Source organism: Paenibacillus haidiansis (assembly GCF_036553665.1).
In the GTDB taxonomy this organism is placed as follows: domain Bacteria; phylum Bacillota; class Bacilli; order Paenibacillales; family Paenibacillaceae; genus Fontibacillus; species Fontibacillus haidiansis.
This window is the reverse complement of the sequence record NZ_JAZHPZ010000013.1, coordinates 67,412-92,584: the sequence shown is the minus strand read 5'-3', so window position 1 is coordinate 92,584 and position 25,173 is coordinate 67,412. Positions and strand designations below refer to the sequence as shown.

Genomic DNA, 25,173 nt, shown 5'->3' with positions numbered 1-25,173 from the left:
GCCGTTCGCTTAGGCAGCGACAGCACGCTTCATTGTTCCTCCCCGGCCAAACGGCAAAGTTCCTTTTCGTTCAAAATCGTAATTCTTCTTCCGCTGACGGCGGCAATGCCGTCGGCGGACAATTGCCCGAGCTTGCGGCTGAGTGTTTCCGGCGTGGCGCCGATCACTCCCGCAAGCTCTTTTTTGCTAATGGGCAGCGTAAATTCATCTGCGCCGGGCGCGGACTTTTGCCGGAAATAAAGCAGCATTTTGGCCAGCCTGCGGCCCGTCTCCAGCAGAGTAAGAACAGCTGCCCAACTGTCCGCCTCCTCAAGCTGCCCGCTTAACGCCGTCATGAATCTTGCGGCGGTTTCCGGGCTGCGGCGCAGCACCTCCAGGAAGTCTTCGCGATGGATGACGCAGACGTCCGCATCGTCCGCCGCGGCCGCGCTGGCATAATGCGGCTTTTCCTGAAGCAGGGAGAATTGGCCGAAGAAATCCCCGGGGAACAATAAGCGTATTATATGCTCCTTGCCGCTTGCCTCCAGCTTGGTCAATTTAATAACACCTCTACTGAGCACGAAGAGCGAATCCGAGCAATCACCTTCGCGAAAAACGGTCTCTCCCTTGGAGAACCGCCGCGATCTCATGACGGAATGAAGCAGGGCCACTTCCTCCGCCCGCAGTTGCCCGAATACGGGGACGCGCGACAAGCAGGAAGGGGGCGTTGTTTCTCCCGCAGCCGCCGAATGCAATGCACAGCCCATTCTTCTCACCTCCAACGAACTTTTTAGCGTTTGGTCTCTACCTTTAAACTAGCAGTAGGATTGAAAAGTAATTGTGATTATTAGCACAAATTTTGGGGATAAAACTTGACATAGATCAAGGCCAAGGACCCGAAAATGCGGCAAATTTAAAGTATGTAAAACAATCTATTAAGACGCGAATGTGGCGAACAGGAGGAGTAAAACATGAGTGGATTTTCATTTGCGGATTTGCAGCGGATTGATCGGGCACGGCTGGGGAATGAGGTACCGCTGGAGCTGTTTCGGGCTATACGGCTGATCGGGATGCGGGAGGGGCTGCCGCTGGAAGGCAAAGGAACGACGGCTGCGATCGGGCGGAAGATCGGGGAGAGTCTGCCGGTTTCTACCGAGGAGGAACTGCTCGATCTGTTTGCGAAGCTGCGGATCGGACTACCCCGCGTGACGCATCGCGAGGAGCATCTGCTCAAGATCGTGGTGGACGACTGCTTCTGCAAAGGTCTGCCCGTGATCGAGGAGAAGAAGGTTTGCGACCTAGAGGGTGCGATTATCGAAGGGGCCTTGGGGCGGATCATGAACCGGAAGGTGTATGTCCGGGAAACCAAATGCAATGTATGCGGCGATGAGCATTGCGAGTACGAGGTGCGGTGGCAGGATTGAAATCCAGTAATTGGATCGTTATCTGATATTTTAAATTTTAAAATCTACATTATTCGACAACTTCTGCCGATATTTAATCCAGTACATACATACTACACATCATGCGGCAGGGGGAAATAGGAATGTCGGATATACAGAGAGAGGAACAGGAACAGTTCATCTATAATGATCTGCGCAAAAGAAACCAGATGATCTGTTTGATGGTTTCCATTACAGTCGGTCTGGTTGTGTTTATGCTGTTTGGGCTTCACACGGATGCCACGGCCTTCGCGGCGATTTTGATTCCCAGCGTTATCGTGGTCGCGGCAATCTGGTTTGGTCATTTGGCGAAAAAATTCGAAAAATGGATCTCAATCATATCGATAGCCGGAATGTTCGTGATCACGGTCATAACCATGCTGCAGGACGGCGGCGGCACTTCCGTAAGCATGTCCGCTTTTTTTGTGCTCAGCATCGGGATTATGTTTAACGCGCCGATCGTGATCTGGTCGGCCTTCGGCGCCGGCTTGCTGCTTATTTTCCTGGATCATTTCATGATTGCGGGGAACTCGGCAAGCTCGCTTGAGAATATTGCCATTAATTTATTTTACTATTTCGTGTCCTCGGCGGTTTTGCTGTCCCAGTGCTATTTAAGCCGTAAAATGCTGATGAATTTCAGCATCCTGAGCAAAAATGCCTCTGAGATGCTGGCCAAGGAACTGGAACGCGAGAAGATCGTATCCGCTTCGACCCGCACGATCTCGCAAAGCATCGGCGAAATCCGGACCGCCAGTGCAGACAACCGGCAGGCTTTCCGGGAAATGAACACGGCGTTTCAGGAAATGGCCACGGGGTCGGCCGTCCAGACGGAAACGATCGGCGGCATCTCCGAGCATGTTTATAATTCCAATCAAAAAATCATGGAGATGCAAAATTCCATCAACAGCTTGGTCAAATCCGTAATGGAAACCAAGGATGCTTCCACGGAAGGCTCCGAGGTCATCGGACAACTGACCCGGACAATCGATCAATTCAACCTCAACATGGATGCGATGAAAAACGACATTAGCGCCCTGATCACCAATATTCATCAGATTTCGGAGTTCTCCTTCTCGATTCAGGAGATTGCCAGCCAGACGAGCCTGTTGTCGCTGAACGCCAGCATTGAAGCGGCCCGGGCCGGCGAACAGGGGCGGGGCTTTGAGGTTGTGGCCCATGAAATCCGCAAGCTGTCGGATTTGACGAACGAATCGGCCAAGCAGATTACGGAGAATGTCGGCCAAGCGACGCGTCAGGCCGATCTCACCCATGTCCGCCTTAGCGAGAATGTGGACAACATGAAGCGCAGCCTGGAGCTCGTGGAGCAAACGAAGGAGGCTTTCGGCACGATCGACAGAAATGTCGGAGAGCTGTCGGAAGGCGCGACCGGCATTTCGGACATGGCGACTGCCGTAAGGGGCACGAGCGAGGGGATCGAGCATGCCGTCAACGATTTCGTCGCCGTCATCGAGCAATCCTCGGCGACTCTGGAGGAGCTGCTGGCGACGGTGGATACGCTGACCGCCCAGAACGAGCCGATGGTGCGGCGGATCGAGGAGACGGATCTGGCCGTCAAGAAGCTGATTGAATTGGAGCGGTAATAAGTAGCTGCCCTGCAAACGAACAACCGCCCGGACGAGATGTCCGGGCGGTTCTGTTTTAATTAGATGGATAACTTCCAGTTATTTTGGTGAAATTCGCTTGTTGCTAATAAATAAATGGAATACCTCCATCTATTTGGACCGATCTTTAGCGTTTGCAAGGATTGGGCTGGAATTAGCTGTAGGTTTTCCAGTTAATATTGTAATTTCGTGATTTATCCGAAAAATAGCTGTAGGTTTTCCAGCTAATTACCTGGATGGGAAGCCGTCTATCCGGGCGCTTCTATAAGCCGCATTCCACTCTGATGTTCCCTCATTCGCCCTTCGTCAATTGCGCCTTCAGTATTCGTCATGCGTCATTCGTCAATCGACCTCTACCCTTCGTCATTCCTCATTCGTCGATCGACCTCTGTCGTTCGCGTTCACCTTAACTTTCGATCGTCTCAAGCTCTTGCCAGCAGAAAAACCCCGAACAAGATCACCGCGATGCCCGCAAGTTTCATCGGCGTAATCGATTCATGGAACAGGAAGTAAGCGGGAAACAGTGTCAACACGTAGGCGAAGGCCTGCATCGGATAGGCGACACTGAGGGGCAGCCGCGTCAGCACTGCGAACCACAGCAAAGTGGCGATGGCGTACAGCGTGATGCCGCCGATCACGGCGGGAGAGGTGACCAGCTTGGCCAAGTGCAGCCCCCCCGAGCGGTTCAGCCCGATTTTGAACAGAATCTGGCCGGTAACCAATAATACGATATTGCCGAATAAGAGAAGATAGCTAATCGTTTTGTCCATGGGAAGCCCCCCGTTCCTTTAAAATCGCCAGCTCCTGCGTCAGGCGCAGCACTTGGGCGGTGAGCTTCGTCACGACGATCGTCAGGTGGAGGATGACGGCGAAGCAGAACAGCAGCCCGAACAGAAAGAGGAGGGCAGGGGCGTATTTGACGCCCAGGCGCGTCGCGATCCATTCCATGAGCGGCACGTTGAGTGAAACGATGAGCAGGACTGCGCTGAATAGAATCCACAGCAGGGAATATTGTTCCTTGAGCTTCTGTCTGCGTACCAGCTCCAGCACCAACAGCAAGAACAGAACCGCCAGCGCCACCGACAACACATAGATCGTCATGGCTTGAACACCGCCGGTTTGTTGCGCCGGATCGCGCTCATCAGGACGGCCAATGTTACTTTGAACATATAATAGACCGATTTCCACGGGGTGATCGACGATTTTCCCGCCGTTCGGCCGTGCATCTCCGTCGGCACCTCGGCGATCCGGCAGCCTTTCCGCTTCAAATACACAATCGATTCCACTTCGGGATAGTCAATCGGATAATATCGGGCGTACAAGTCGATCACTTTGCGCCCGGCCGCCCGGAAGCCGCTCGTCGTATCGGTGAAGCGCTGACCGGTCACCAGCGTGACCAGGCCCGAGAAGAAGACCATCCCTATCCGCCGCATATGCGGGGAACGGTAAGAGGTCGCTCCGGCGTACCGGGAACCGATAACCAGATCGTAATCCTTCGCCTTGGCGATCAGCTTGGGCAGTTCCCGGGCCGGATGCTGTCCGTCGGCGTCCATTTGCACCGCGACATCGTAGCCCATGCGCTGGGCGTACAAGTACCCCGTTTGCATGCCGCCGCCGATCCCTACATTGTAGGGAAGCGTCAGCACCCGGGCCCCGGCTTCTTCGGCCAGCGTTTGCGTCCGGTCGGTCGAACCGTCGTTGACGACGATAATGTCGGCTTCCGGCGCATGAAGGCGGATGTCGCGGATGACGGCCGCGATGCTGCCCTCTTCATTGTATGCGGGAATGATGACCAGCGTCTTCATATGGCTGACGGCCTCCTTTCGCCGGTCAAGGCAGGGCGGATAAACCGCGATGCGACCCGGTCGACGGCAAAAGAACCGAACAGGATCAACAGCGCCATATTGGGATAGCCGTAACGGTTAAATGCGACAAACGGCAAATAAATGACCGTGAAATATCCCAAGGCCAGCAGCAAGGGGAGCAGGCGGGAGAACCGGCATTTCGCCAGCGCCCATAGTAGGCCGGCCATATTTAGCAGCATGAGAACGATTTGCAGCCCGTTCATGACAGGGCGGGTAATCGGCCAGATCGGGCGGGAATAAAAGGGATGGAAATACAGCTCGACCCATCTCCCCAGCGTATACCAGTACAAATATTTGAGCGGTTCATGCTTGAACCCGTATGAAATAATATCCAGTCCTTTTTGGACCGCATTGCGGTCCGAGCCCTTGAACAAGGTTTCGGGTTCATACTGCGGATACGCCTCGAAAAATCCCGGCGGGGGCAGTTGCCCGCGAATCCGCGTCCCGAGCAAAAACGGGCTGCCCGCAGAATTGGTGAAAAGGATGAACTCATGAAAGGTGACCCAGTTGCGGATCCACCAAGGCGCAAGCAGTAATGCGTAGGCGATGGCCATCAGCAGCCCGTATTTCACCGCGAGCCGCCAAGGCAGCTTATCCTTCCACCAGAGTAGCAGAAAAACGGCGGGATAGAGCGAAGCATGCGGTTTAAAATAAGCCGCGGCCGCCGTCACCACCCCGATCCATATGTAGATCCCGGTCCGCCCCTTCTCCCGGGCCAGAATCGTCAGGCATACGAGCAGAAGCAGCAGCATGCGGAAGGTGGTTTCCGACAAGATGACCCCGGAGGAGAAGTAGTCGGGTAGGTACAGCGCGCTGACAACGGCGGCGATCAAGCCGACCCGCGCGTTAAAAATTCGTTTGCCGATCCAGTAAATCAGATAGACCGAAAAAGCCTGTTCCAGACACTGAAAGATCCGGAAGGCGACAACGCCCCCTTGACCCTGGCCGAATACGGCCATAAAGCCGCTTAATAACAACGGCATGCCGGGCATAATGAAGGCGGACGGTTGGTCTTTCGAGTTGTAGGCCAGGACGCCTTCGTTCAGCAGGAGCCTGGCGCTTTGAATGTATTTGACGTCGTCATTGTTCGGTTTTACCGGATCCCCCAGCAGAAAATAATCGTTGTAAACGAGGACGATCGTGCACGAAAGAATGCCGACAAAAGCAATCAGCCCGATCAGCAGCACCTTGCCCCTGCGTCCGATTTCCGTTGGCGAGAACAACGCGATCAGCCCCTTTTGCGTTTTTATGGATTTTCAATGTTCATTTAAACCCAGATATATCTGTTTATATCCATAAAAAAGCTTGCTCAATCGCGTCGCGGGCAAAATGGTCAAAAAGTTTTACCCGTCCGGGCGCATCTTTCCTCCAGCGTTTCGCCGGAGTCGACATGGCCTGCATTGATCGCATCCCATAAATACAGGGAAGCGACCGAGCGGTAGGGCGCCCATAGATGCCCAACCTGCTGCAGGTATTTGCGGTCCGCCCGCTCCTCCATGCCGTATACCCATTTCGCGGCGCGCTGCAGTCCCGCGTCTCCGAGGGACAAAATATCCTCCCGTCCCAGCGCGAAGATCAGGAACATCTCGGCCGTCCAGCGTCCGATGCCCTTGATGGAGAGCAGGGCCTCGACCGCTTCTTCGTCGCTCCGCGAACCGAGCCCGTCCAGGTCGACTTCCCCGGACAGCACCTTGGCGCATAAATCGCGCAGGTAGGCGAGCTTGGAAGCCGACAGGCCGGCGGCCCGCAAAGCCTCGTCGCTTTGGGCCGCCAGCGCGGCCGGGGAGAGATCCCCGGCCAGCTCCAGCACCCGGCCGCGGATCGCCGCCGCGGCCTTGACGGAAATTTGCTGGCCGATGATCGAGCGGGCCAGCTCGGCGAAATGCGGTCCGCGCGGCTTCGTCCGCAGCTCGCCGGTCAGCGCGATCAGCATGCCCATCCGGGGATCAGCGGCGGCCAGCCGTTTGACCCGGGGCTCTTCGGGATGCAAGTGAAATACGGCATGGCGATTGTTGTCATCCATGAATACACAGCCTCCTATACGAGGTGGATTGGCGTCAAATCATTCTTCCTCCAGCATGCCGAAATACCGCTCCAGCATGTCGTCGACTGTATGCTGGAGCTCCTCCCGCGCGGCCAGCAGCTCGGCCAGCCGTGCAGCGTCGCAGGCCGCCTCCGGCTCCAGCATGGCTGCATCCAGCGCCGCCAGCTCCGCCTCGGCGGCGGCGATGTCGCGCTCAAGCTTGGCGACCCCCGCCGGGTTCGCCGCCTTCGGCTTGCGCCCCGGCGCGGTGTCCGCGCCCGAGCGCGCACCCGCGGCAGGCCGCTCAAGCGGCGCCTGCGCCGCAGTGCCGCCGGACGCTGCCTTCGCGCCGCCGGCCCCGCCCGGTGCGGCTGCGGACTTCAGCCGCTCCGCGCGGAAATCGTCAAAATCGCCCGGCGTGACGGACAGACGCCCGTCCTCCAACAGCCAGACCTGGCTGGCGATTTTGTTGATGAAGTAGCGGTCGTGCGAGACGGTCAGCAGCGTGCCGGGGTACTCTTCCAATGCCTCCTCCAGCGCTTCCCGCGAGTCGATGTCGAGATGGTTCGTCGGCTCGTCGAGCAGCAGCAGATTCGGCTTCCTGTACATCAGAATCGCCAGCCGCAGCCGCGTCCATTCGCCGCCCGACAAGCTGCACACCTTTTTGAACACGTCGCTGCCGTAGAACAGGAAGCGGGCGAGCTGGTTCCGGGCTTCCCCCGTCTCCATGCCGAGCTCGTCGCGGAAATATTGGAGCACCGTGCCTTCCTCGTCCGCAGGCGCGGATTCCTGGGCCAGATACCCGACCTCGACGCGGGCGCCGATGCGGATTTCGCCTTCGTCCGGTCCGGCGAAGCCGAGGATGCTCTTGAGCAGCGTGCTCTTTCCGGCTCCGTTGCCGCCGATGAGCGCCGCGGCCTCCCCGTAACGGAGCGTATGGCTCACGCCGCGGTAGAGCACCCGCCCTCCGGCGGACTGGCCCACCTCCGAGAGAATGAGCGCGTCCTTGCCGGAGCGGTCATTCTGTTCAAGCTGCAGATCGATCCGCTTGCGCTCCAGAATCGGCTTCTTCAGCTTAACCATGCGGTCGAGCGCCTTTTGCATCGAAGCGGCGCGCCGGTGGAAGCCCGGATTCGGCGGGTTGGAGCGGTTGCCCCATTCGATGAGCTGTTTGATCGTCTCCTGCATTTTTTTGATCTTTTTCTGCTGTTCCTGATAATCGGCGAACTGCTGCAGCAGCCGCGCTTCTTTTTCTTCTTTGTACTTGCTGTAATTGCAGTGGTAAGTGAATGCTTCTCCATCCTCGAGCTCGATGATCTTCTCCGCCACGGCATCGAGAAAATAACGGTCATGGGAAATGACCACCACGGTCCCGCCGAATCCGCGCAGGAAGCCTTCGAGCCATTCGATCGCGGCCATGTCGAGATGGTTGGTCGGCTCGTCAAGCAGCAAAATGTCCGGATTTTGCAGCAAAATGACGGCAAGGCCGACTTTGGTTTTCTCCCCGCCGGACAGCGTGGAAAAAGGGCGGTCATACTGCTCTGGCGGAATGCCGATTCCGCCCGCCACCCGGTCGATGTCGGCTTCGATTCCATAGCCTCCTCCGCGCTCGAAAGCCTCCTGTAGCGCACCGTACTGCTTGAGCAGCAGCTCAAGCCGGGACTCCTGCCCAGCGGAGGAAGCGGCGGACATCTCTTGCTCCAGCCTCCGCATTTCCTCCTTCGCCTCCAACAGCGGCCGGAAGGCCGACTGGAGCACATCGTAGACCGACTTTTCACTGCCGTAATCCGGGATTTGCGCCAAAGAGCCGACGGAAGCGTCTTTCCGGATCATCAACTGGCCCTGATCGGGGACATCCGCTCCTGTCAGCAGGGACATCAGCGTCGTCTTACCCGTTCCGTTCCTGCCGATCAACCCGACAATTTCGCCTTCCTTGATTTCGAACGTTACATCGCTCAGCACCAGTTCGGCACCGTAGTATTTTTGAATATGAGCACATTGAATCATCATGATTTATTCTCTCCTTCGGCCGCCCCTTGCTCCGAAAGATACGCAAAAAGGCTGCAGGAAAACCTGCAGCCTTCTTCACACACGCTAAATAAATTAGTCCGTGAGGTTAGGGTAGGAGCGGCATCTCGCAATTTGGTTTGGATATCGAGTTATGAAAAATGGGCAGACTGATCCCGTTGAAGGATACAGCGTAAAAAATGCCAGACATTGCCATCGGCAGTTGGCTAACTCGACTCCACGCAAATTTGCGATCCACTTTACCCACCTCCTTGTCGTAAACAGATATTGAAAGTATAAGCGCTGAGTATGGAAAAATCAAGAAAGAAAAGAAAAAGAAAAAGTTCACATAAACGTAACTGTTTAACGCTTGGTTTTAGCGGGTAATAAGATAGGTTGGTTGTTTATTTCCCGCTTTGATTCCTTTATAATCAGCACTAGACCAAAAACGCGGCTCCTTTACGGTTGCAGCGAAGTGTCAATTTTGAGTAAAGTAAGGGGAGCCTAATTGGAAAGAACAACAGCGAAGCAAATCTTCGACGAATTGCTGAATATGTCAGGCAGCAAGGCCTCCGTAAAGATCAAGTCCCGGTTTCCGGGCGGCCGCAACGTCGGCGGGAAATACCGTCCCTCGGACCATTCGGTCACGATGTATCTGGACGAAATCAAGAAGCAGTGCATAACGCTGTTCGGTTCGCTGGAAGACTATGAGCGGCTGCTGCGGATCGTATTTGCCCACGAGCTAGGCCATGCGGAGGACTCCGCGCTGTCGGAACTGTCCGATCGGTACGATACGTGCGAAAGCGAGCTGGAGCGGAAGAGGATTGCCCTCCGGATCGAAGAAAACGCCTGGGACTATGCGAGAAGCTTGGTGCCGGATGCAGACATAGAAATGTTGGACACGGTCATTTATTATTCCCTGCAGGCTTACCGCGATGCGATCGCGGAGGAAACGGCGCGGGAAATCGCTTAATAGAGAGACAAGGGTTGAACTCCGGCCTTACACGGCCGGGCTCAACCCTTGTTTATTTTATTGCACTTTAATATTTCCCGAGGTTGTTCTAATCTTGATGATATCTTTCGTCTCCATAGGCGATTCGGGACTTTTCACAGTACCGGACGAGGTCTTCAAATCATAGATTCCTTTAAAACCGGGATCGGGATCCAAAGTGACATTGCCGGAGGAAACGGAAATATCGAGCGAGTCCGAACGCTGGCCGTTAAGGGTGACGTTGCCGGAGGTGGTTTTGAACATGCCGTTTCCGGTAAAACCATTGACCTTGATGCTCCCCGAGTTTAGCGACGCCTCCATGTTGCCTTCGGCCTCGTCCACGCTAATGCTGCCTGATGAACCGTGTGCCGCCAGGTCGCCTTTCAGGTTCTTCACCTTGATGGTGCCGGAGCCGATGCGGATTTCCGTGTTTCCAACGATATCGGTAGCCGTCAAATTGCCCGATGTAGTCTTCATGGCAAGCTGCCCGGCATTGATGGAGGAGACCGTCAGATTTCCGGAATTTGCCGCCAGTTCGATGTTTTTCGCCCGCAGACCGGTAAGATTGCCGTTATTGGAACCAAGTTTGAAGCTGATTTGCTCCAGTAAGCCGCGATCGGCCAGCGCTACGGTCAGATGCTGCTTATGGGACTGGAAGTCTATGGTCAGAAAGCTGAATTTAAACTTCTCGGTGAGGTCCAGATCTACATCCGGGCCGGTTATGGAAGCCGACTCAAGCCGGTCGATCGTATCCTGGGGCAAGTCGCCGCTGAGCTCGATATAATTGCTGCCGTCCGGGCTGTCGATGAATTCCACTTCCATATTGTAACTGCTCTCTACCGCCAGGGATTCAAGCGCCTCCAGCTTCCATTTGCGCTCAAAATAAGGATCCTCGCTCTTAAATTCGAATTTTTGATAGGCCATTCCGGCAACACCGATAACGATCAGGACGATCGCCAGCCAAGACCACCTTTTGCTATTCATGCTTCGCCCCTCCTTTTGTGGCCCGGACATTCCAGGACCAGTAGGATACGCTAATCCGGGTCAGCGCCTTAAACAGGTAACGCGATGCGATCGCGAGGAGAATGCCTATCCCGACAAGGGAAATGGTCGCAAATCCTTTCGCCGGGTAAAATCCGTTCCCCGCAAGATAATCAAGCCCTATCAGCACCGGGCTCGCGATTCCGCTTATGGCCGAGGCAATCAGGCTGATCCAGACCGCCCAGAAAGAAATCAACAACGGAACGGCGACCAAATTGAGAAAAAAGAGTCCGGTATACACCATGGTCGTCGCAAATCCGCCTCGCCGAGGCGCCTTTACGGGATGGTTCGTTTGTTGGGGAGGGTCCGGGATCTCCGGATTGGCGGTCGGGTCAAACCAGTAGACGGGCTCCTTGGAGGCAAAACGTTCCCCGATCGCGTCCCTCGCCAGCTCGGCCGGATTGCCGAGCTCGTGGGCGATTTCCTCTTCGGTTTTCCCGTTTTGCAGCGCGAAGGCGAAATGGGCTTCAAAGTCCTCCAGCAGCTCGCTTCGCTCTTCGGGGGGAAGGACGGACAAATGATCATGAAGCTGTGCTAAAAATTCGCTTTTATTCATAAGCGGCTTCCTTTCTCGATTAAGTTCGATACGCTAGTGACAAACTGTCTCCACTCAATGACGAGTCTTTTAACATAACGTTCGCCCTCGGGCGTTAGTTTGTAATATTTACGCGGAGGCCCTTCGGAAGACTCCCGCAGATAAGTCGTACAGTAGCCTTCGCTCACAAGCCTGCGGAGCAGGGGATAAAGCGCGCCCTCCGCCACTTCGATATGCTGGGACACGGACTGGGCCAGCTCATATCCGTAGCGGTCATGCTCATGGATAAGCACCAGCACGCATAACTCCAGGGCGCCTTTTTTAAATTGGACGCTAATATCCATGACAATATCGCCTCATCTCAAGTTTTGCTGTTAAAAATTCATCAGTATTGAATATTGATTAGTACCACGGAATAGATAGTATCATACAGTACTGATTAATGCAACATAGTGGAACCATATTTTTCATATTTATGTTAAAGCCCAAAAGAAAGCGGTTGGACAAGGGAGAATTCCCATATTCCAACCGCCTTTTTAGTATTTGCTTGAGCACCGGAAATGCCGTTATTCACGGTTTCCGTACTGTGGAGTGAGCTTGGGAAGGTCTTCCGTAGCCGGACCCTCGATCACATGACCGTCATAACCGAACCGCGATCCGTGGCAGGGGCAATCCCAGGTGCGCTCGCCCGCATTCCATTTCGTTTCGCAGCCCATATGCGTACAGGTCGTATCCACCAGGTGGATATTTCCCTCGGGGTCCCGATAGGCTCCGGCTCTTTTGCCGAGATGCTTGACCACGCCGCCCTGATCGGGCATCAGGTCCTCAAGCTTGCGGTGCACGAGCTCGACCTTTCCGGAGATCAACTCCTTAGCGACATTGGCGTTCTGCACCGCCAGGTTCTTCAGGCCGGGATCCGCTTTAAAGCGGGAAGGGGTAAATAGCTCCGCATACCGGTTGTCTTTGCCCTGAATCAGATCGGAGATCAGCAGCGCGGCGAGCGTCCCGCTCGTCATTCCCCACTTTCGGAAGCCCGTGGCGATAAGAATATGCGGATGGCCCGAGGTGACCGGGCCGATATAAGGCACCTGGTCGATGGTGACGAGATCCTGGGCGGACCAGCGGTAAGGAATGCTTTTGGCGCCGAACGTCATGCCTCCGAATTTCTCCAGTTCTTCATAATGCTTGATGGTACAGTCGCTTTGTCCGGTTTTATGCGATTCGCCGCCGACCAGGATTACTTCCTTGCCGTCCATTTCGGCTGCTCTAAGCGACCGCTTCGGATTGCCGCAGTTAATGTACATGCCGCCCGCGAACGGGGTTTCCGGCTCAATCGCCACGACATAGGAACGGTCGGCATGCAGCCTGGTGAAGTATAACCCGCCCCCGTCGTAAAAAGGATAATGCGAAGCGGATACCGCGTACCGGCACGTAATAGTAATCCCGTTTTCCGTTTTCAGCATAAGCTTGCCATCCCCGGTTTCCTCGGCGGAATCGCCCATCGTCGTATATTCGTAAAAATCGCCCCCGTGCTTAGCCACGTAATCGACCAGCACATGCAAATATTTCAGCGGGTGGAATCTGGCTTGATCCCGCAGTTTGATCGCTCCCTTGACCTCAATGGGCAGGGGGATCGTGTCGCACCACTCCGCGGGCAGGTCCAGCCTCTGGTAAGCGTCCCATTCTTTTTCCAATTTCCCGAGCTGTTCGTCGGAATCGGCATAAATATAGGCGTCTTCCGGTTTGAGATCGCAGTCGATTGAATGCTCGCGGACCGTTTCTTCGATGAAGCGATGTCCTTCCTCGTTCGCTTCAAAATACAGCCTGGCCGCTTCCTCGCCGAAATGGGCGATCAGTTGATCGTAGATCAACCCGTGCTGGGATGTGATTTTCGCGGTCGTATAGCCGGTGGTTCCGTCGAGAATGCTGCCGGCGTCCACGACGGCTACCTTAAGCCCTGCCTTGACCAGCAGATAGGCGGTGGTGATTCCGGTAATTCCGGCCCCCGCGATGAGAACGTCGGTTTGAATATCGCGTTCCAGCGCGGGGAAAGAAGGGGAAGTCGCCGTTTCTCTCCATAGCGATTGCGGAAATTTGGGCAATCCGGGAGAAGTGAACGAGCTGCTGTTCATAGAGGTTTCCTCCTTGATGGTTTATTTTTTCATTATTACCACCGCAAGGAGATAAGAAACGAGGGAGCCGGGAATGATTTGGATAGAAAAATTGACGTATCGTGAATTAAGACTTATACTAAGTCTAAAATAGTATTTAAAGGATGCGCATATATATGAAATCACTAAATTTGACGACTCAACGGAAAGCGGTGTACGATGTCGTCCGCAATTCCCATGATCACCCCACGGCGGCGGAGGTCATGAACCGGCTTGTTGAACAAGGCTATAATTTCGCCTATGGTACGGTATACAACTCGCTGCGGTATTTGGCCGACAAGGAGCTGATCCGGGAACTGAAGCTGGGCGAGACCGCCAGCCGGTACGACGCCAAACTCGACGATCATCAGCATATTCTGTGCGAGGTATGCGGCCGGGTGGATGAAGTCATGACGCAGGTGCCCGAGGAATGGAGCTTGGCTGTAGCGAAAGAGACGGGGTATGATGTGCATCATGCCCACGTCGTATTCGGGGGGGTGTGTCCATCGTGTCGGCAGAAGAAGTAAAGAGCCATGGACGCATGCAGGGAGCAACGGTAACGCCGATCCGGCGTCCGGAGGAGGCGAGCCAACCGGCGCCGTCTCATCCTTATGACGGCATAGAGATGTGTCCGGTAACGCAGCGCGTCATTCTGGTCAGCCCTTACCCGAGCGGAATCCATGAACTGGTCCGCGATTTGTCGGAAGGCTGTTTCGACGTTCTTGTATTCCATCACTGGGACCAAGGCATCCGCAACGCCCAGGCGGCGGATTTGCTGGTGTTCGATCTGACACCGTTCCGCAGTATGGAGGAGGTCGCCCCGATCAAATCGCTGGTGCAAGAGGTCGGGGATATCCCGTCCCTGCTGCTGGTCAATGAGGAGATCCTTCCCCGCCTGGATCAGGGGATGAGGGATCAAGAGCTGCTGGTATGGCCGTCCCGTCCCGGAGAAATCGTCTATCACGCTCAGCGGATCATCCGCACGGGACCGAAGCGAGCTCCGGCATCCCGGCTGTTGACCGGAACTTCCCCGGCGATCTTCAAGGATTTGTGGATCGACCGCAAGAAGATGTCGGTTTATCGCAACGGAACGAAGATCGAGCTGACCAAGACGGAATACGAGCTGCTCGTCAAAATCCTTGAACGGGAAGGCACGGTGCTGTCCCGGGAGGATTTGCTGGCCGAAGTGTGGGGAACCTCGTTCCTCGGCGGCAGCAACATCGTGGATGTTCACATCAAGAGCCTGCGCAAGAAGCTGGGCGATCGGGCGGTAAACTCGACGTACATCGCAACCGTAAGAGGCGTCGGTTACCGGCTGGCCGATTGATCACAGAGGCTGTCCTATATGCGGATAATGCATAGGGGCGGCCTTTTTTTTGTTTTTTTTGAAATGATTTACTTCCTCCCTTTCGTCGTTTAATCTGGAAATATAAGAAAGAGCATAGAAGCCGTCATGGCTGGGAACAGGGAGGAACCATATGGCACGCAGACTGGAAGGAAAAAGAATCGCCATCACCGGACCGCGCCGGGCCGAGGAACTCGGCAAGCTGGTCGGCAATTTGGGGGGTATCCCGTTAAACAGACCGGCGCAAGGAACCGTGCTGCTGAATGACGCCGATTTGCAAAGCGGTCTTGTCTCCTGGGTTAAGCAGCCGCCGGACTGGGCGATTTTCACGACGGGGATGGGCCTCGACGCGCTGTTCGACCTTGCCGAGGATATGGGGGTGGCCGGGCAATTTTGGGATATCCTCCGCGAAGGCCGCATTGCGGCAAGGGGATATAAGACGGCGAATACGCTGAAAAAGCGCCAGCTCGTCCCCGTCGTTCGCGATGACGACGGCAGCACGGAAGGGCTGATTCGCGGCTTGGCCGAGCACGATCTTCGAGGGAAGGACGTCATCCTGCAGCTCCACGGCGATCCGGCTCCCCGGCTGGCGGCATGGCTGGAGGGGCAGGGCGCGACATGCCGGCAAATTCTCCCTTACCGGCATATTGCTCCGCCCCGGGAAGATCTGGACCGGCTGCTCAGGGATATCGTCGGCGGCAGTGTCGATGCGGTTACCTTTACGAGCGGCCCGCAGGTCCGGTTCCTGATGGAGCATGCGGCCTCGCAAGGGAAGTACGAAGACCTGATGGAAGCGCTGAGCGGACCGGTGATCGCGGTGGCCGTCGGCAAGGTTACGGCGCAAGGCTTGTTTGAAGCGGGCGTGCCGCGGGTCGTCGCGCCCCGGGAGGAACGAATGGGCAGTATGATGATCGAGCTGGCCCGTTATTACGCCGGAGAGGCGGAGCCGCTGACGGGCCCGTCGAGCGCGGCTTCAACGGACAATCGGCGGTAATAGGTAGGAATAAGCGGAACCATGGGTATTACTAAAGTAAAGGATTAAGCTATTCGATCCCTGGATGAATATAGAAAGGATGATACACATGAGCGATTTGTTAAAGAAGGCCATCTCCCTGGGATGGGGGCTGACGATCGTCAGCAAAGAGAAGGTGGAAAGCCTTGTCGACGAATTGGTAAAACGCGGCGAGCTCGCCCCTTCGGAATCAAAGCAGCTTGTGGAACGTCTGATCGATAAGGGAGCGGAAGAGCAAGCCCGCTTCAAGGAGCTGGTGAACGAACAAGTGAAATCCGCGCTTCAATCCATGGGGCTCGCTTCCGCCAAGGAAGTGGAGGAATTGACGCGGCGGGTGGCGGAACTGGAAATCAAGCTGGCCGAGATCGAGCAGCCGTAAGCCATGGCCATTCGCGTCCGGCATTCCAGCCGTTACCGTGAAATCGCCCTGGCGCTCGGCCGCCAGGGCTTCGGTTATTTGGCCGAGGAGATCGGCCTCACCAAGCTGTTCGCCGTACCGCTTCGCTGGCTTCACAAGCCCGAGCCCGGCAGCCTGACGCTCGGCGAACGAATCCGTCTGGTGCTGGAGGAGCTTGGCCCGACCTTCGTCAAGCTCGGCCAGCTTGCCAGCACCCGCTCGGACCTGCTTCCGGAGGCGATTATCGCCGAGCTCGTCAAGCTCCAGGATCAGGTTCCGCCGTTTCCGGGCGAGGAAGCTCTTGGGATCATGGAGCGCGAGCTTGCGATGCCCGTATCCGAGGTGCTGGCCTCGTTCGACGAGGTGCCGATCGCCGCTGCATCGATCGGACAAGTCCATAAAGGACGACTGGTCACCGGAGAGGCCGTGGCGATCAAAATTCAACGGCCCGGCGTGGTTCCTCAGGTGGAGCGCGATCTGGACATCCTCAAAAACCTGACGGCCGTTATGAAGAAGCGGTTTCCGTGGGTCACCCGGTATCAGCTCCCGCAACTGGTGGAGGAGTTTGCGCGCTCGATCCTGGCCGAACTCGATTACGGCATCGAGGCCCGGAATATGGAGAAAATCCGCCGGCAGTTTGCGGACAGCGGAGAGATTTATATTCCGTCCGTTCATTGGCTCTGCTCGACGCCCAAGGTGTTGACGATGGATTTCGTGGAAGGCATTCATCTGAACCGGACCGCCGAGCTGAAGCGAAGCGGCTTCGGCACCGGCGAGCTTGCCGAACGGTTGGTGAATGCGATGCTCGAGCAGATTTTTACGGGCGGGTTCTTCCATGCCGACCCGCATCCCGGCAACCTGCTTGCCACCCCGGACGGCAAACTGGCGTTTATCGATTTCGGGATGATCGGCAGACTAAGCCCCGAAATGCGGGACCATCTGTCTTCGCTCGTGATCGCGCTGATGCGCCGGAGCAACGAGGGCATGCTGCGGGCGGTATTGCGGATGGGGCTGCTGGAGGACGACGCCGACCTTGATAAATTGCGGGCCGATCTCGAACGTCTTCATACCCGGTATTATGATATCCCGTTTACGGAGATCAGCATCGGAGAAGCGCTGCGGGATCTGTTTGCCACCGCCCAGCGCCATCATATTATCCTCCCGCCGGACCTGCTGCTGCTCGGCAAGGCGCTGCTCACCCTGGAGGGGGTGGCGCTCACGCTCGATCCGCAGCTTTCAATCCTAGATTTGGCGGAGCCTTTCGGCAAGAAGCTGCTGCGGGAGAAGTTCGGCACCCGCAACCTCGGCAAACACCTGGTCGACGGGGCCATCGATCTGGCGGACGCTTTTACGAGCCTGCCCCGGCAGGTGAGCCGTTTGGCCACCCTGGTCGGAAAGGGCAAGGTCAGGCTGGAGATGAGCGTCCCGGAAACGGAGCATATCCTGAGGAAGCTCGATCAGATCGGGAACCGGCTGTCTTTCAGCCTCGTACTTCTTGCATTCAGCATTATTATGGTCGGGCTGATTATCGGTTCGTCCTTGACCAGCAGGCCGACCTTGCTCTGGGACGTCCCCGCGATCGAAATCGGCTTTATTGTCGCCGGGTTGATGGTCATCTGGCTGCTTTATTCTATTTTCAAGTCCGGTCGGTTTTAGGATTTGGAACGGGGTGGAGATTGTTCTGCGGTTTAGTTCCTGAGTATGAGTTCGCCGGTGAGCCTCGAGGGCTTGCCGGTTTTTTCGTTCGGCCGGGTCGATCGGTAAATTACAATAATAGCTGCGTTTTGACGATATGATATTTTGCGGCGTTTGGAGTGTTTTGAACGGACATGAGGGACGCTATATGCGATAAGTTTATCGTTTTCAGGGAATTGTGGACACGGGGGCCGTTAAACTAGTGAATATTGACTTTTTTCTTTGCTTTATCGCGAATAAGGGCCGATGTGTCCGTGAGAAATCCGCAGATCCGATTTTAAGGTGCATAAGGTCCTATATGTCCGGTAGAATATTGACCGTGACAGGAATACAGGAACATGGAGCAATTTTTATGCCGGACGGTTTTTCGGGGCAATCTCTGGTACAATAAGAGAGCCCGCTTTATGGACCGGATGCATGTGGTTAGACCCGGGTTAAAACCGGAATGGCCGGGAATCCGGATAGAATGCGTCTATAAAAAGTGGGTTAATAATTAATGAGGTGAACCTTTTGACGACTTTTGAGCAAATGGGCCTGTCGAAGGCCGTTTTACAAATATTGCGGGGCCAAGGGATTACGAATCCTACCCCGGTACAGGAAAAGGCGATTCCCGAACTGCTTGCGGGCGAGGATGTGATCGTCCAGGCGCAAACCGGCACCGGTAAGACGCTGGCGTTCCTGCTGCCGATCATGGAGAAGATTCGCCCGGACCGCCCCGACGCGCAGGCGCTGATTATTACTCCGACGCGCGAGCTGGCGATCCAGATTACGGCGGAGGCCCGCAAGCTGGCAGCTGCACGCGAGGGGCTGTCCGTCCTCGCCGCTTACGGCGGACAGGACGTGGAGCGTCAGCTCCGCAAACTGAAGAACGGGGCCCAGCTCGTGATCGGCACGCCGGGCCGGCTGCTCGATCATTTGCGCCGCGGCTCGCTTACGCTCGGCGCTGTCCGCCTGCTGGTGCTGGACGAAGCGGACCAGATGCTGCATATGGGCTTTTTGGCGGAGGTGGAGGAGATTATCCGCCTTGTGCCGCGTAGTCGTCAGACGATGCTGTTCTCGGCGACGATGCCGGATAATGTCAAACGTCTGGCCAAGGCTTACATGCAGCAGCCCCGCGATATCCGGATCGCGGAAACGTCGCGGGTGACGCTGGACAGCATCCGCCAGATCGCAGTGGAATGCACCGACCGGACCAAACAGGATGCGCTGAAAACGATGATCCGCCAGCACCGCCCGTATTTGGCGGTCATCTTCTGCCGGACCAAGCGCCGGGCCAGCACGCTGAACGAAGCGCTGCGGGAGGCGGGCTTCGCTTCGGACGAACTGCACGGCGATTTGTCGCAGGCGAAGCGCGAGCAGGTGATGCGGGCCTTCCGCGACGCCAAGCTGGAGCTGCTGGTGGCGACCGATGTGGCCGCCCGCGGCATCGACGTCGAGGGCGTGACGCATGTGTTCAACTACGATATTCCGCATGATGTCGATAGTTATATCCACCGGATCGGCCGTACGGGCCGGGCCGGGGAGAAGGGCGTCGCCGTGACGTTTGCAGCGCCGAAGGATGCGGAAGCGCTGCGGACTATCGAGCGCGGCATCGGGCGCCGCCTGGAGCGGCAGCGCTACGAGAAGGACGGCGTCGCCGCCGTCGGAGGCACGGCCGGCAAGGCCAAGGCCGCTGGCGGGAAAGGCCGTCCCGCCGCGGACGGTGCGCCGGGCCGGAGCGGCCGGCCGCAGCAAGGCGAGGCCCGGCCTGGCGGCGGGCAGCGCCGGGGGCAAGCGGCAGGCGCCAAGGCGGGCGGCGGCTCGCGCGGGCAAGGCGGCGCGGGGCGCGGCTCCGGCCATGGACGCGGCCCTAGCGGAAGCGGGCGCAACGGCAGCGGCCGCGACCAGCGGGCCGGAGGCAAGCGCGGCCGCAGCGACAGCGGGCGGGGACGGCGCGGCCGTTGATAGAACCGCGGCCTGCCTCGTGCTCGCCACGGGGTTCTTCACGCTTCGAGGCTAGTTATTACACAATTATTGTCAGAAACTATTTTCATTGTCGGCACGTCTTGTAAATAGAAAAAGCAACTGCAGAAATACACGGGAGGAACTCATCATGAAGCATAGCAAGGGCAAGGGATGGAGAACCATCGCCGCCGCTATCGTTCTTGGCTTAACCGCCGTCTTGTTTACGGCTTGCAACGATACGCCGGCCGACCAGTCGGCCGGTACGGAAATTTCCGACACGGACAATGAAGGGGCAGGCAACGGGGCGAATGCCGGAAACGAAGGCGGAACCGATAACGGTACGAATGGCGGATCGAATGCCGCTGTGAATAACGGGGGTTCCGGAACCGACGGAAACGCGGCGTCGCCCGGGAACGGGGCAGCCGGCGACGGCACGGCCCAAGGCGGGTCCGAAGACGGCGACGGCGGGAATACGACGGGCTCGGGTTCGGACAGCAAGGCCGCCATGGCCGACCCGGAAAGCGTGGCTGTGCTTGTAAACAAGGAGTTCGCCTTACCCGACGATTATGAGCCGGACGATCTCGTTTATCCGGACGTCCGCTTCACATTCAAAGATAAGATCGAAAAACGCATGATGCGCAGCGAAGCGGCTTCCGCTTTGGAGGAGCTGTTCGCCGGCGCGGAAGAGGACGGCATCTATTTGGCGGGCGTATCCGCCTACCGTTCCCATAGCACGCAGACCTCGCTGTTTAACCGCTATGTCGAGAAAGACGGCCTGGAGAAAGCCAAAACCTACAGCGCCGTGCCGGGACACAGTGAGCATGAAACGGGGCTGGCGATCGACGTGTCGGCCAGCGATGGGAAATGCGCCGCGGAGGATTGCTTCGGAGAGACGAAGGAAGCGGCCTGGCTGGCCGAGCATGCCACGGACTACGGCTTCATTATCCGTTATCCGGAAGGTCAAGAGGATATCACCGGTTATAAATACGAACCATGGCATCTTCGTTATGTAGGCAAGGAAATCGCGGGGGAAATCGCAAGCCGCGGTATCACGCTGGAAGAGTATTATGACGCTGTGCCGGTTTCGGCAAACCCGTAGAGGATTCCTGCAAAAATACACCTTTTTTCGGATATAGCGCCGTTTTCAACGGAAATTCCTGCAAAAGTGCTTGTATTGTCTAGTTTATCCCGCCAATCGGCGGGTATAAGGAAAATTCCTGCATTATTGCAGGAATTTTTTTTTGTATATGGACTTAACTCCGGAAAATCTGCATTTTCGCAGGAATTTTCGAAAGTTTCTTTTTTGCTTCCGATAGGACGGAAGTTCTAGTTGACATTTGATAATGATTATCAGTATCTTTAAGAGTAGAAGATCATAAAATGAAGATCAAGTGAAGATTAGGCGAAGAATGAGCGAAGATTCAGCTTCGTTGTTCGCTTGTTGGAATATGGTGGGTTCAAATTTCGCGAAAGAAGCGCATTGGCCGTAAATTTTTGCAGCTTTATGGTCAAAAAGGGAAAGGAAGATGGTCATGGCCTCATTGAAGACCGCGCATTTGGATATCGCATATGAGGATCGGATGATTGTTCAGGACCTGAACATATCGATTCCGCAAGGGAAAATTACGGCGCTTGTCGGCGCCAACGGCTCGGGGAAATCGACGATTTTGAAGACGATGGCCCGGATTTTGCAGCCCAAGAACGGGAGCGTACTGCTCGACGGCAAATCGATTCATAAGCAATCGACCCGGGATGTGGCCAAACAACTGGCGATTTTACCGCAGAATCCGACCGCTCCCGAGGGACTGACGGTGTATGAGCTGGTTTCATACGGACGGTTTCCGCATCAGAAAGGATTCGGCGGACTGAAAACGGAAGACCGCAAAATTATCGAATGGGCGATCGAAGCGACCCGTATGCAGGAATTCAGCGACCGCGCGCTCGAGCATTTGTCCGGGGGCCAGCGGCAGCGGGCCTGGATCGCCATGGCTCTGGCCCAGGAGACGGATATCCTGTTCCTGGACGAACCGACGACCTTCCTGGATATGGCGCACCAGCTCGAGGTGCTGCAGCTGCTTGAGGAATTGAACGCGGAGTCTTCGCGGACCATCGTCATGGTCGTTCATGATTTGAACCATGCCGCCAGATATGCCCATCATATGATCGCGATTAAAAAAGGCGAGGCGGTCGCCGTAGGCGCTCCGGAAGAGGTGGTTACTTCCGAAGTACTGCGCGAAGTGTTCGGAATTGAAGCGGATATCGTGACCGATCCCCGCAGCGGCGTGCCGCTTTGTCTACCGTATGAGCTGTATCGCGCAGCTGCGGGAGGGAAAACGCTGCGGACCGGGGCCGGCAAAAATTCGGAACCGGCCGCCAAAATCGCCTCGATCCTGTAGGAAATAGCCGCGTGCAAAGTTCGGAGGCAAGAAGATGAACATCGATTTTGGACTGCTGGAGCAAGCGCTCTATGTTGTAACCCGGGAAAGAGAGAACGCCCTCGTCACGATTCCGGCGGATTTATTGACCGACCGGCAGGAGGCGGAGCGGCTGCTGAAGCGGTATCAGGAGCTGATCAAAGGCCAAGACCTCCAGGTCGCGGCGACCTATTACGCGGCAAGCTGGCGCGTCATGCTTACCGCCGCGCTCTATTTGATGACGGTTTGTGACGGAAGCCCGGATTTGTCGCTCGCCAATCTCACGCTTCAAATTGAGATGGTAAACAACTATCCGTATGTCTTTTTTGTCCTGAAGAACGCTTCGGTGCGATCCTGGCCGGTTGATCGGGAAGACTCCTGGCGTCGGGAGACCTTGGGGCATTATGTTCGGGAGACGCTCCGGCCCGTCATGGAGACGGCCGCCGCGGTATCCAAGCTGCCGGTGATGCAGCTGTGGGGACAAATGCCGCTGGGCGTGGAATACTATCTAGACTATATCGGCAAGCAGATCGGAGACCCGGCAGGCCAAGCACAACTCATGGAGAGTTATGCTTTTTTGACCAAAGGACTCGAGGCGGAGTGGTTTGGGTTGAAGCGGAATCCTTATGATCTGAAGGAGACCTGGCTTGACGATCCTTACCACCCCGGCGAAGCGACGCGGATGAAGCCGACCTGCTGTCTGGCTTACCGGACCGAGAGCTCCGGGTATTGCTACGGCTGCCCGAAGCTGACCAAGGCGGATAGGGAAGCCATGTACCGCGAGATTACCGCCGCGGCTGCCGCTGTGGCTAAAGAGCAAGCCAATTCATAATAACCGGGCTGGGCCAACCTGTTGGCCCGGCCCTTTTTGCGTCGAATCGTCCGGCTTAGCCTCATTCCCGGCTGGCCCGGCGCATGACGGATCTGTTGCGCCCGGTTCGTCATTTGGCGGTCATCCATGACCGTTAGAGCCGGTCTGAGCGAGCCATTTGACTTGTAACGGACGTCTTCGCCCGTTAGAGCGTAAAACAATCCGTTTCCCGTAGAAATATTTGCCTCTAACGGTCGTCCACGACCGTTAGAAATTCAAAACCCCGAATTTCCGGGTATAACGGGCGTTTCTGTCCGCTACCGAGATATTTAAAATTGTGAATATTTTGCGAATCGTCATCTTTCCCCTTGCAATGTGAAAAATGTCACACTATAATAGAGTTATCAGGTGAACAAATTCACAAATGAGCAGATTTATAAGTGACATATTTCACAAATAATGCCCCGATATGTTACAGATATTAGAAAATGGGGATATGAGGAGGAAGAAATCATGAAAGTAGCGGTTATCGGATGTACTCACGCAGGGACGGCGGCGATTGTAAATACGGCGAACCTGTACCCGGATGCGGAAATTACGGTGTACGAGCGCAATGACAATATTTCATTCCTGTCGTGCGGGATCGCCCTTTATGTGGGGGGCATGGTTAAAGATCCGCAAGGCTTGTTCTATTCGTCGCCGCAGCAACTGGCCGAGCTTGGGGTCAACACGAAGATGCGGCATGAAGTGATCTCGGTGGACACGGCCGGGAAAACACTGCGCGCACGCAACCTGGAAACCGGAGCGGAGTTCGACGATACGTTCGACAAGCTGATCGTGACAACCGGCTCGTGGCCGATCGTACCGAAATTTGAAGGCATTGAGCTGGACAACATTTTGCTCTCGAAAAACTTCAATCATTCGAATACCATCATCGAAAAATCGCAGCAAGCGAATAACATCGTCGTGGTCGGCGCGGGTTATATCGGAGTCGAGCTGGTCGAGGCGTTTCAATTGAACGGCAAGCAAGTGACGCTGATCGATGCGGAGGACCGCATTTTGAGCAAGTACCTGGATGCCGAATATACGGATAAGATCGAGGCTTCGCTCCGCGAACACGGAATCAAGCTTGCTTTAGGCGAGAAAGTGACCAAATTCACAGGAGACAACGGCAAGGTGAGCCAAGTAGTCACCGACAAAGGCCAATATGATGCCGACCTCGTCATCATGTGCATCGGCTTCCGCCCGAACACGGAACTCTTGAAAGGGCAGGTCGATATGCTGGGGAACGGCGCGATCATCGTGGACGAATATATGCGGACCAGCGCGGCGGACGTATATGCGGCAGGCGACAGCTGCGCGATCTTCTACAACCCGACGGGAAAACACGCCTATATTCCGCTCGCGACGAACGCCGTACGGATGGGAACGCTGGTCGCCCGCAATCTGGTGGCGCCTACAGTGAAATATATGGGGACGCAAGGAACATCGGGCATCAAAATCTACGAGGACAACATCGCCGGGACCGGGATGACGGAAGCGGCTGCAAAGGAAGCCGGAATCGAAGCGGAAGCGGTGTTGATCAACGACAGCTACCGCCCGGAATTCATGCCGACGCACGAGCAAGTCATGCTGAAGGTGGTCTATGAAAAAGCGACCCGGCGCATTCTCGGGGCGCAAATCATGTCCAAAGCCGATTTGACGCAATCGATCAACACGATCTCGGTCTGCATTCAGAACGGGATGAAGATGGAAGAGTTGGCCTTCGTCGATTTCTTCTTCCAGCCGCATTACAACAAACCGTGGAACTTCCTGAACAGCGCAGGCCTTGGAGCTTTGCCGGAAGTGCCGGCGCGCGAAACGGTGCGCGCTTGAACGGATAACGCTTGAGCGGGACACC

25 protein-coding genes are annotated in these 25,173 nt (G+C 56.0%); 13 read left to right on the top strand and 12 right to left on the bottom strand.

The window, feature by feature from the left end; all coding sequences use genetic code 11:
• Nucleotides 1-29 precede the first annotated feature (29 nt).
• Nucleotides 30-746: a Crp/Fnr family transcriptional regulator gene (locus tag V3851_RS20725; protein ID WP_331848470.1), complete on the bottom strand. Its 717-nt coding sequence runs from the start codon at nt 744-746 to the stop codon at nt 30-32.
• Between the two features lie 204 nt (nt 747-950).
• On the opposite strand from V3851_RS20725, the gene V3851_RS20720 reads away from it, so the two are divergent.
• Together V3851_RS20720 and V3851_RS20715 are read left to right on the top strand one after the other, a co-directional pair.
• The gene (locus V3851_RS20720; RefSeq protein WP_331848469.1) at nt 951-1,403 is read left to right on the top strand and encodes a V4R domain-containing protein; all 453 of its coding nucleotides are present in this window, start codon (nt 951-953) and stop codon (nt 1,401-1,403) included.
• Between the two features lie 122 nt (nt 1,404-1,525).
• On the top strand, nt 1,526-3,022 hold the full coding sequence (locus V3851_RS20715; protein WP_331848468.1) for a methyl-accepting chemotaxis protein: 1,497 nt from the start codon (nt 1,526-1,528) through the stop codon (nt 3,020-3,022).
• Nucleotides 3,023-3,465: 443 nt separating this feature from the next.
• On the opposite strand, the gene V3851_RS20710 is transcribed toward V3851_RS20715, so the two are convergent.
• The 7 genes from V3851_RS20710 to V3851_RS20680 all read right to left on the bottom strand — a co-directional run bounded on the left by V3851_RS20710 (nt 3,466) and on the right by V3851_RS20680 (nt 9,197).
• Nucleotides 3,466-3,813: an EamA family transporter gene (locus V3851_RS20710; protein ID WP_331848467.1), complete on the bottom strand. Its 348-nt coding sequence runs from the start codon at nt 3,811-3,813 to the stop codon at nt 3,466-3,468.
• Nucleotides 3,797-4,144 (bottom strand): DUF2304 domain-containing protein, encoded by a 348-nt coding sequence (locus tag V3851_RS20705; protein WP_331848466.1) that lies wholly within the window; start codon nt 4,142-4,144, stop codon nt 3,797-3,799. Before V3851_RS20705 ends, V3851_RS20710 begins: the two co-directional genes overlap by 17 nt.
• Complete coding sequence (locus V3851_RS20700) at nt 4,141-4,848, bottom strand: glycosyltransferase family 2 protein (protein ID WP_331848465.1); 708 nt, start codon at nt 4,846-4,848, stop codon at nt 4,141-4,143. Before V3851_RS20700 ends, V3851_RS20705 begins: the two co-directional genes overlap by 4 nt.
• Nucleotides 4,845-6,131 (bottom strand): ArnT family glycosyltransferase, encoded by a 1,287-nt coding sequence (locus V3851_RS20695; RefSeq protein WP_331848464.1) that lies wholly within the window; start codon nt 6,129-6,131, stop codon nt 4,845-4,847. The genes V3851_RS20700 and V3851_RS20695 overlap by 4 nt, the downstream gene beginning before the upstream one ends.
• A 110-nt stretch (nt 6,132-6,241) precedes the next feature.
• Nucleotides 6,242-6,931 (bottom strand): DNA-3-methyladenine glycosylase family protein, encoded by a 690-nt coding sequence (locus tag V3851_RS20690; protein ID WP_331848463.1) that lies wholly within the window; start codon nt 6,929-6,931, stop codon nt 6,242-6,244.
• Between the two features lie 39 nt (nt 6,932-6,970).
• Complete coding sequence (abc-f, locus tag V3851_RS20685) at nt 6,971-8,941, bottom strand: ribosomal protection-like ABC-F family protein (protein ID WP_331848462.1); 1,971 nt, start codon at nt 8,939-8,941, stop codon at nt 6,971-6,973.
• A gap of 106 nt (nt 8,942-9,047) precedes the next feature.
• Complete coding sequence (locus V3851_RS20680; protein ID WP_331848461.1) at nt 9,048-9,197, bottom strand: RAxF-45 family protein; 150 nt, start codon at nt 9,195-9,197, stop codon at nt 9,048-9,050.
• 249 nt (nt 9,198-9,446) lie between these two features.
• On the opposite strand from V3851_RS20680, the gene V3851_RS20675 reads away from it, so the two are divergent.
• Nucleotides 9,447-9,911 (top strand): hypothetical protein, encoded by a 465-nt coding sequence (locus tag V3851_RS20675; protein ID WP_331848460.1) that lies wholly within the window; start codon nt 9,447-9,449, stop codon nt 9,909-9,911.
• A 57-nt stretch (nt 9,912-9,968) separates the two neighbouring features.
• On the opposite strand, the gene V3851_RS20670 is transcribed toward V3851_RS20675, so the two are convergent.
• From V3851_RS20670 to V3851_RS20655, 4 genes are all read right to left on the bottom strand, one after another.
• Entirely contained in the window at nt 9,969-10,913 is a 945-nt protein-coding gene (locus V3851_RS20670; RefSeq protein WP_331848459.1) for a DUF4097 family beta strand repeat-containing protein, read from the bottom strand.
• Nucleotides 10,906-11,526, bottom strand: coding sequence for a DUF1700 domain-containing protein (locus tag V3851_RS20665; RefSeq protein ID WP_331848458.1), 621 nt, complete (start codon nt 11,524-11,526; stop codon nt 10,906-10,908). Before V3851_RS20665 ends, V3851_RS20670 begins: the two co-directional genes overlap by 8 nt.
• Nucleotides 11,523-11,849 carry a PadR family transcriptional regulator gene (locus tag V3851_RS20660; RefSeq protein ID WP_331848457.1) on the bottom strand — a complete coding sequence of 109 codons (327 nt, stop codon included), beginning with the start codon at nt 11,847-11,849 and terminating at the stop codon, nt 11,523-11,525. Before V3851_RS20660 ends, V3851_RS20665 begins: the two co-directional genes overlap by 4 nt.
• Nucleotides 11,850-12,071: 222 nt before the next feature.
• Entirely contained in the window at nt 12,072-13,637 is a 1,566-nt protein-coding gene (locus V3851_RS20655; RefSeq protein ID WP_331848456.1) for an FAD-dependent oxidoreductase, read from the bottom strand.
• A 155-nt stretch (nt 13,638-13,792) separates the two neighbouring features.
• On the opposite strand from V3851_RS20655, the gene V3851_RS20650 reads away from it, so the two are divergent.
• The 10 genes from V3851_RS20650 (at nt 13,793) to V3851_RS20605 (ending at nt 25,148) form a co-directional block, all read left to right on the top strand.
• Nucleotides 13,793-14,182: a Fur family transcriptional regulator gene (locus tag V3851_RS20650; protein WP_331848455.1), complete on the top strand. Its 390-nt coding sequence runs from the start codon at nt 13,793-13,795 to the stop codon at nt 14,180-14,182.
• A complete protein-coding gene (locus V3851_RS20645) occupies nt 14,164-14,982 on the top strand; it encodes a winged helix-turn-helix transcriptional regulator (RefSeq protein ID WP_331848454.1) in 819 nt (272 codons plus the stop codon). The genes V3851_RS20650 and V3851_RS20645 overlap by 19 nt, the downstream gene beginning before the upstream one ends.
• Nucleotides 14,983-15,133: 151 nt before the next feature.
• Nucleotides 15,134-15,994, top strand: coding sequence for a uroporphyrinogen-III synthase (locus V3851_RS20640; protein WP_331848453.1), 861 nt, complete (start codon nt 15,134-15,136; stop codon nt 15,992-15,994).
• An 88-nt stretch (nt 15,995-16,082) separates the two neighbouring features.
• Nucleotides 16,083-16,391, top strand: coding sequence for a phasin family protein (locus tag V3851_RS20635; protein WP_331848452.1), 309 nt, complete (start codon nt 16,083-16,085; stop codon nt 16,389-16,391).
• 3 nt (nt 16,392-16,394) lie between these two features.
• Nucleotides 16,395-18,065 (top strand): ABC1 kinase family protein, encoded by a 1,671-nt coding sequence (locus V3851_RS20630; RefSeq protein WP_331848451.1) that lies wholly within the window; start codon nt 16,395-16,397, stop codon nt 18,063-18,065.
• Between the two features lie 549 nt (nt 18,066-18,614).
• The gene (locus tag V3851_RS20625) at nt 18,615-20,048 is read left to right on the top strand and encodes a DEAD/DEAH box helicase (RefSeq protein WP_331848450.1); all 1,434 of its coding nucleotides are present in this window, start codon (nt 18,615-18,617) and stop codon (nt 20,046-20,048) included.
• A 148-nt stretch (nt 20,049-20,196) separates the two neighbouring features.
• Nucleotides 20,197-21,147 carry a M15 family metallopeptidase gene (locus tag V3851_RS20620; protein ID WP_331848449.1) on the top strand — a complete coding sequence of 317 codons (951 nt, stop codon included), beginning with the start codon at nt 20,197-20,199 and terminating at the stop codon, nt 21,145-21,147.
• Nucleotides 21,148-21,580: 433 nt separating this feature from the next.
• Nucleotides 21,581-22,444, top strand: a complete 864-nt coding sequence (locus tag V3851_RS20615; RefSeq protein ID WP_331848448.1) for an ABC transporter ATP-binding protein — start codon at nt 21,581-21,583, stop codon at nt 22,442-22,444.
• A 34-nt stretch (nt 22,445-22,478) separates the two neighbouring features.
• Complete coding sequence (locus tag V3851_RS20610; RefSeq protein WP_331848447.1) at nt 22,479-23,294, top strand: (2Fe-2S)-binding protein; 816 nt, start codon at nt 22,479-22,481, stop codon at nt 23,292-23,294.
• 492 nt (nt 23,295-23,786) lie between these two features.
• Nucleotides 23,787-25,148, top strand: a complete 1,362-nt coding sequence (locus V3851_RS20605; protein ID WP_331848446.1) for an FAD-dependent oxidoreductase — start codon at nt 23,787-23,789, stop codon at nt 25,146-25,148.
• The last annotated feature ends 25 nt before the right edge of the window (nt 25,149-25,173 follow it).

Coding starts and splice junctions, on each gene's coding strand:
- V3851_RS20725 (WP_331848470.1), bottom strand. CDS start 746: ATGGGCTGTGCATTGCATTCGGCGGCTGCGGGAGAAACAACGCCCCCT.
- V3851_RS20720 (WP_331848469.1), top strand. CDS start 951: ATGAGTGGATTTTCATTTGCGGATTTGCAGCGGATTGATCGGGCACGG.
- V3851_RS20715 (WP_331848468.1), top strand. CDS start 1,526: ATGTCGGATATACAGAGAGAGGAACAGGAACAGTTCATCTATAATGAT.
- V3851_RS20710 (WP_331848467.1), bottom strand. CDS start 3,813: ATGGACAAAACGATTAGCTATCTTCTCTTATTCGGCAATATCGTATTA.
- V3851_RS20705 (WP_331848466.1), bottom strand. CDS start 4,144: ATGACGATCTATGTGTTGTCGGTGGCGCTGGCGGTTCTGTTCTTGCTG.
- V3851_RS20700 (WP_331848465.1), bottom strand. CDS start 4,848: ATGAAGACGCTGGTCATCATTCCCGCATACAATGAAGAGGGCAGCATC.
- V3851_RS20690 (WP_331848463.1), bottom strand. CDS start 6,931: ATGGATGACAACAATCGCCATGCCGTATTTCACTTGCATCCCGAAGAG.
- abc-f (WP_331848462.1), bottom strand. CDS start 8,941: ATGATGATTCAATGTGCTCATATTCAAAAATACTACGGTGCCGAACTG.
- V3851_RS20670 (WP_331848459.1), bottom strand. CDS start 10,913: ATGAATAGCAAAAGGTGGTCTTGGCTGGCGATCGTCCTGATCGTTATC.
- V3851_RS20665 (WP_331848458.1), bottom strand. CDS start 11,526: ATGAATAAAAGCGAATTTTTAGCACAGCTTCATGATCATTTGTCCGTC.
- V3851_RS20660 (WP_331848457.1), bottom strand. CDS start 11,849: ATGGATATTAGCGTCCAATTTAAAAAAGGCGCCCTGGAGTTATGCGTG.
- V3851_RS20655 (WP_331848456.1), bottom strand. CDS start 13,637: ATGAACAGCAGCTCGTTCACTTCTCCCGGATTGCCCAAATTTCCGCAA.
- V3851_RS20650 (WP_331848455.1), top strand. CDS start 13,793: ATGAAATCACTAAATTTGACGACTCAACGGAAAGCGGTGTACGATGTC.
- V3851_RS20640 (WP_331848453.1), top strand. CDS start 15,134: ATGGCACGCAGACTGGAAGGAAAAAGAATCGCCATCACCGGACCGCGC.
- V3851_RS20635 (WP_331848452.1), top strand. CDS start 16,083: ATGAGCGATTTGTTAAAGAAGGCCATCTCCCTGGGATGGGGGCTGACG.
- V3851_RS20630 (WP_331848451.1), top strand. CDS start 16,395: ATGGCCATTCGCGTCCGGCATTCCAGCCGTTACCGTGAAATCGCCCTG.
- V3851_RS20620 (WP_331848449.1), top strand. CDS start 20,197: ATGAAGCATAGCAAGGGCAAGGGATGGAGAACCATCGCCGCCGCTATC.
- V3851_RS20615 (WP_331848448.1), top strand. CDS start 21,581: ATGGCCTCATTGAAGACCGCGCATTTGGATATCGCATATGAGGATCGG.
- V3851_RS20610 (WP_331848447.1), top strand. CDS start 22,479: ATGAACATCGATTTTGGACTGCTGGAGCAAGCGCTCTATGTTGTAACC.
- V3851_RS20605 (WP_331848446.1), top strand. CDS start 23,787: ATGAAAGTAGCGGTTATCGGATGTACTCACGCAGGGACGGCGGCGATT.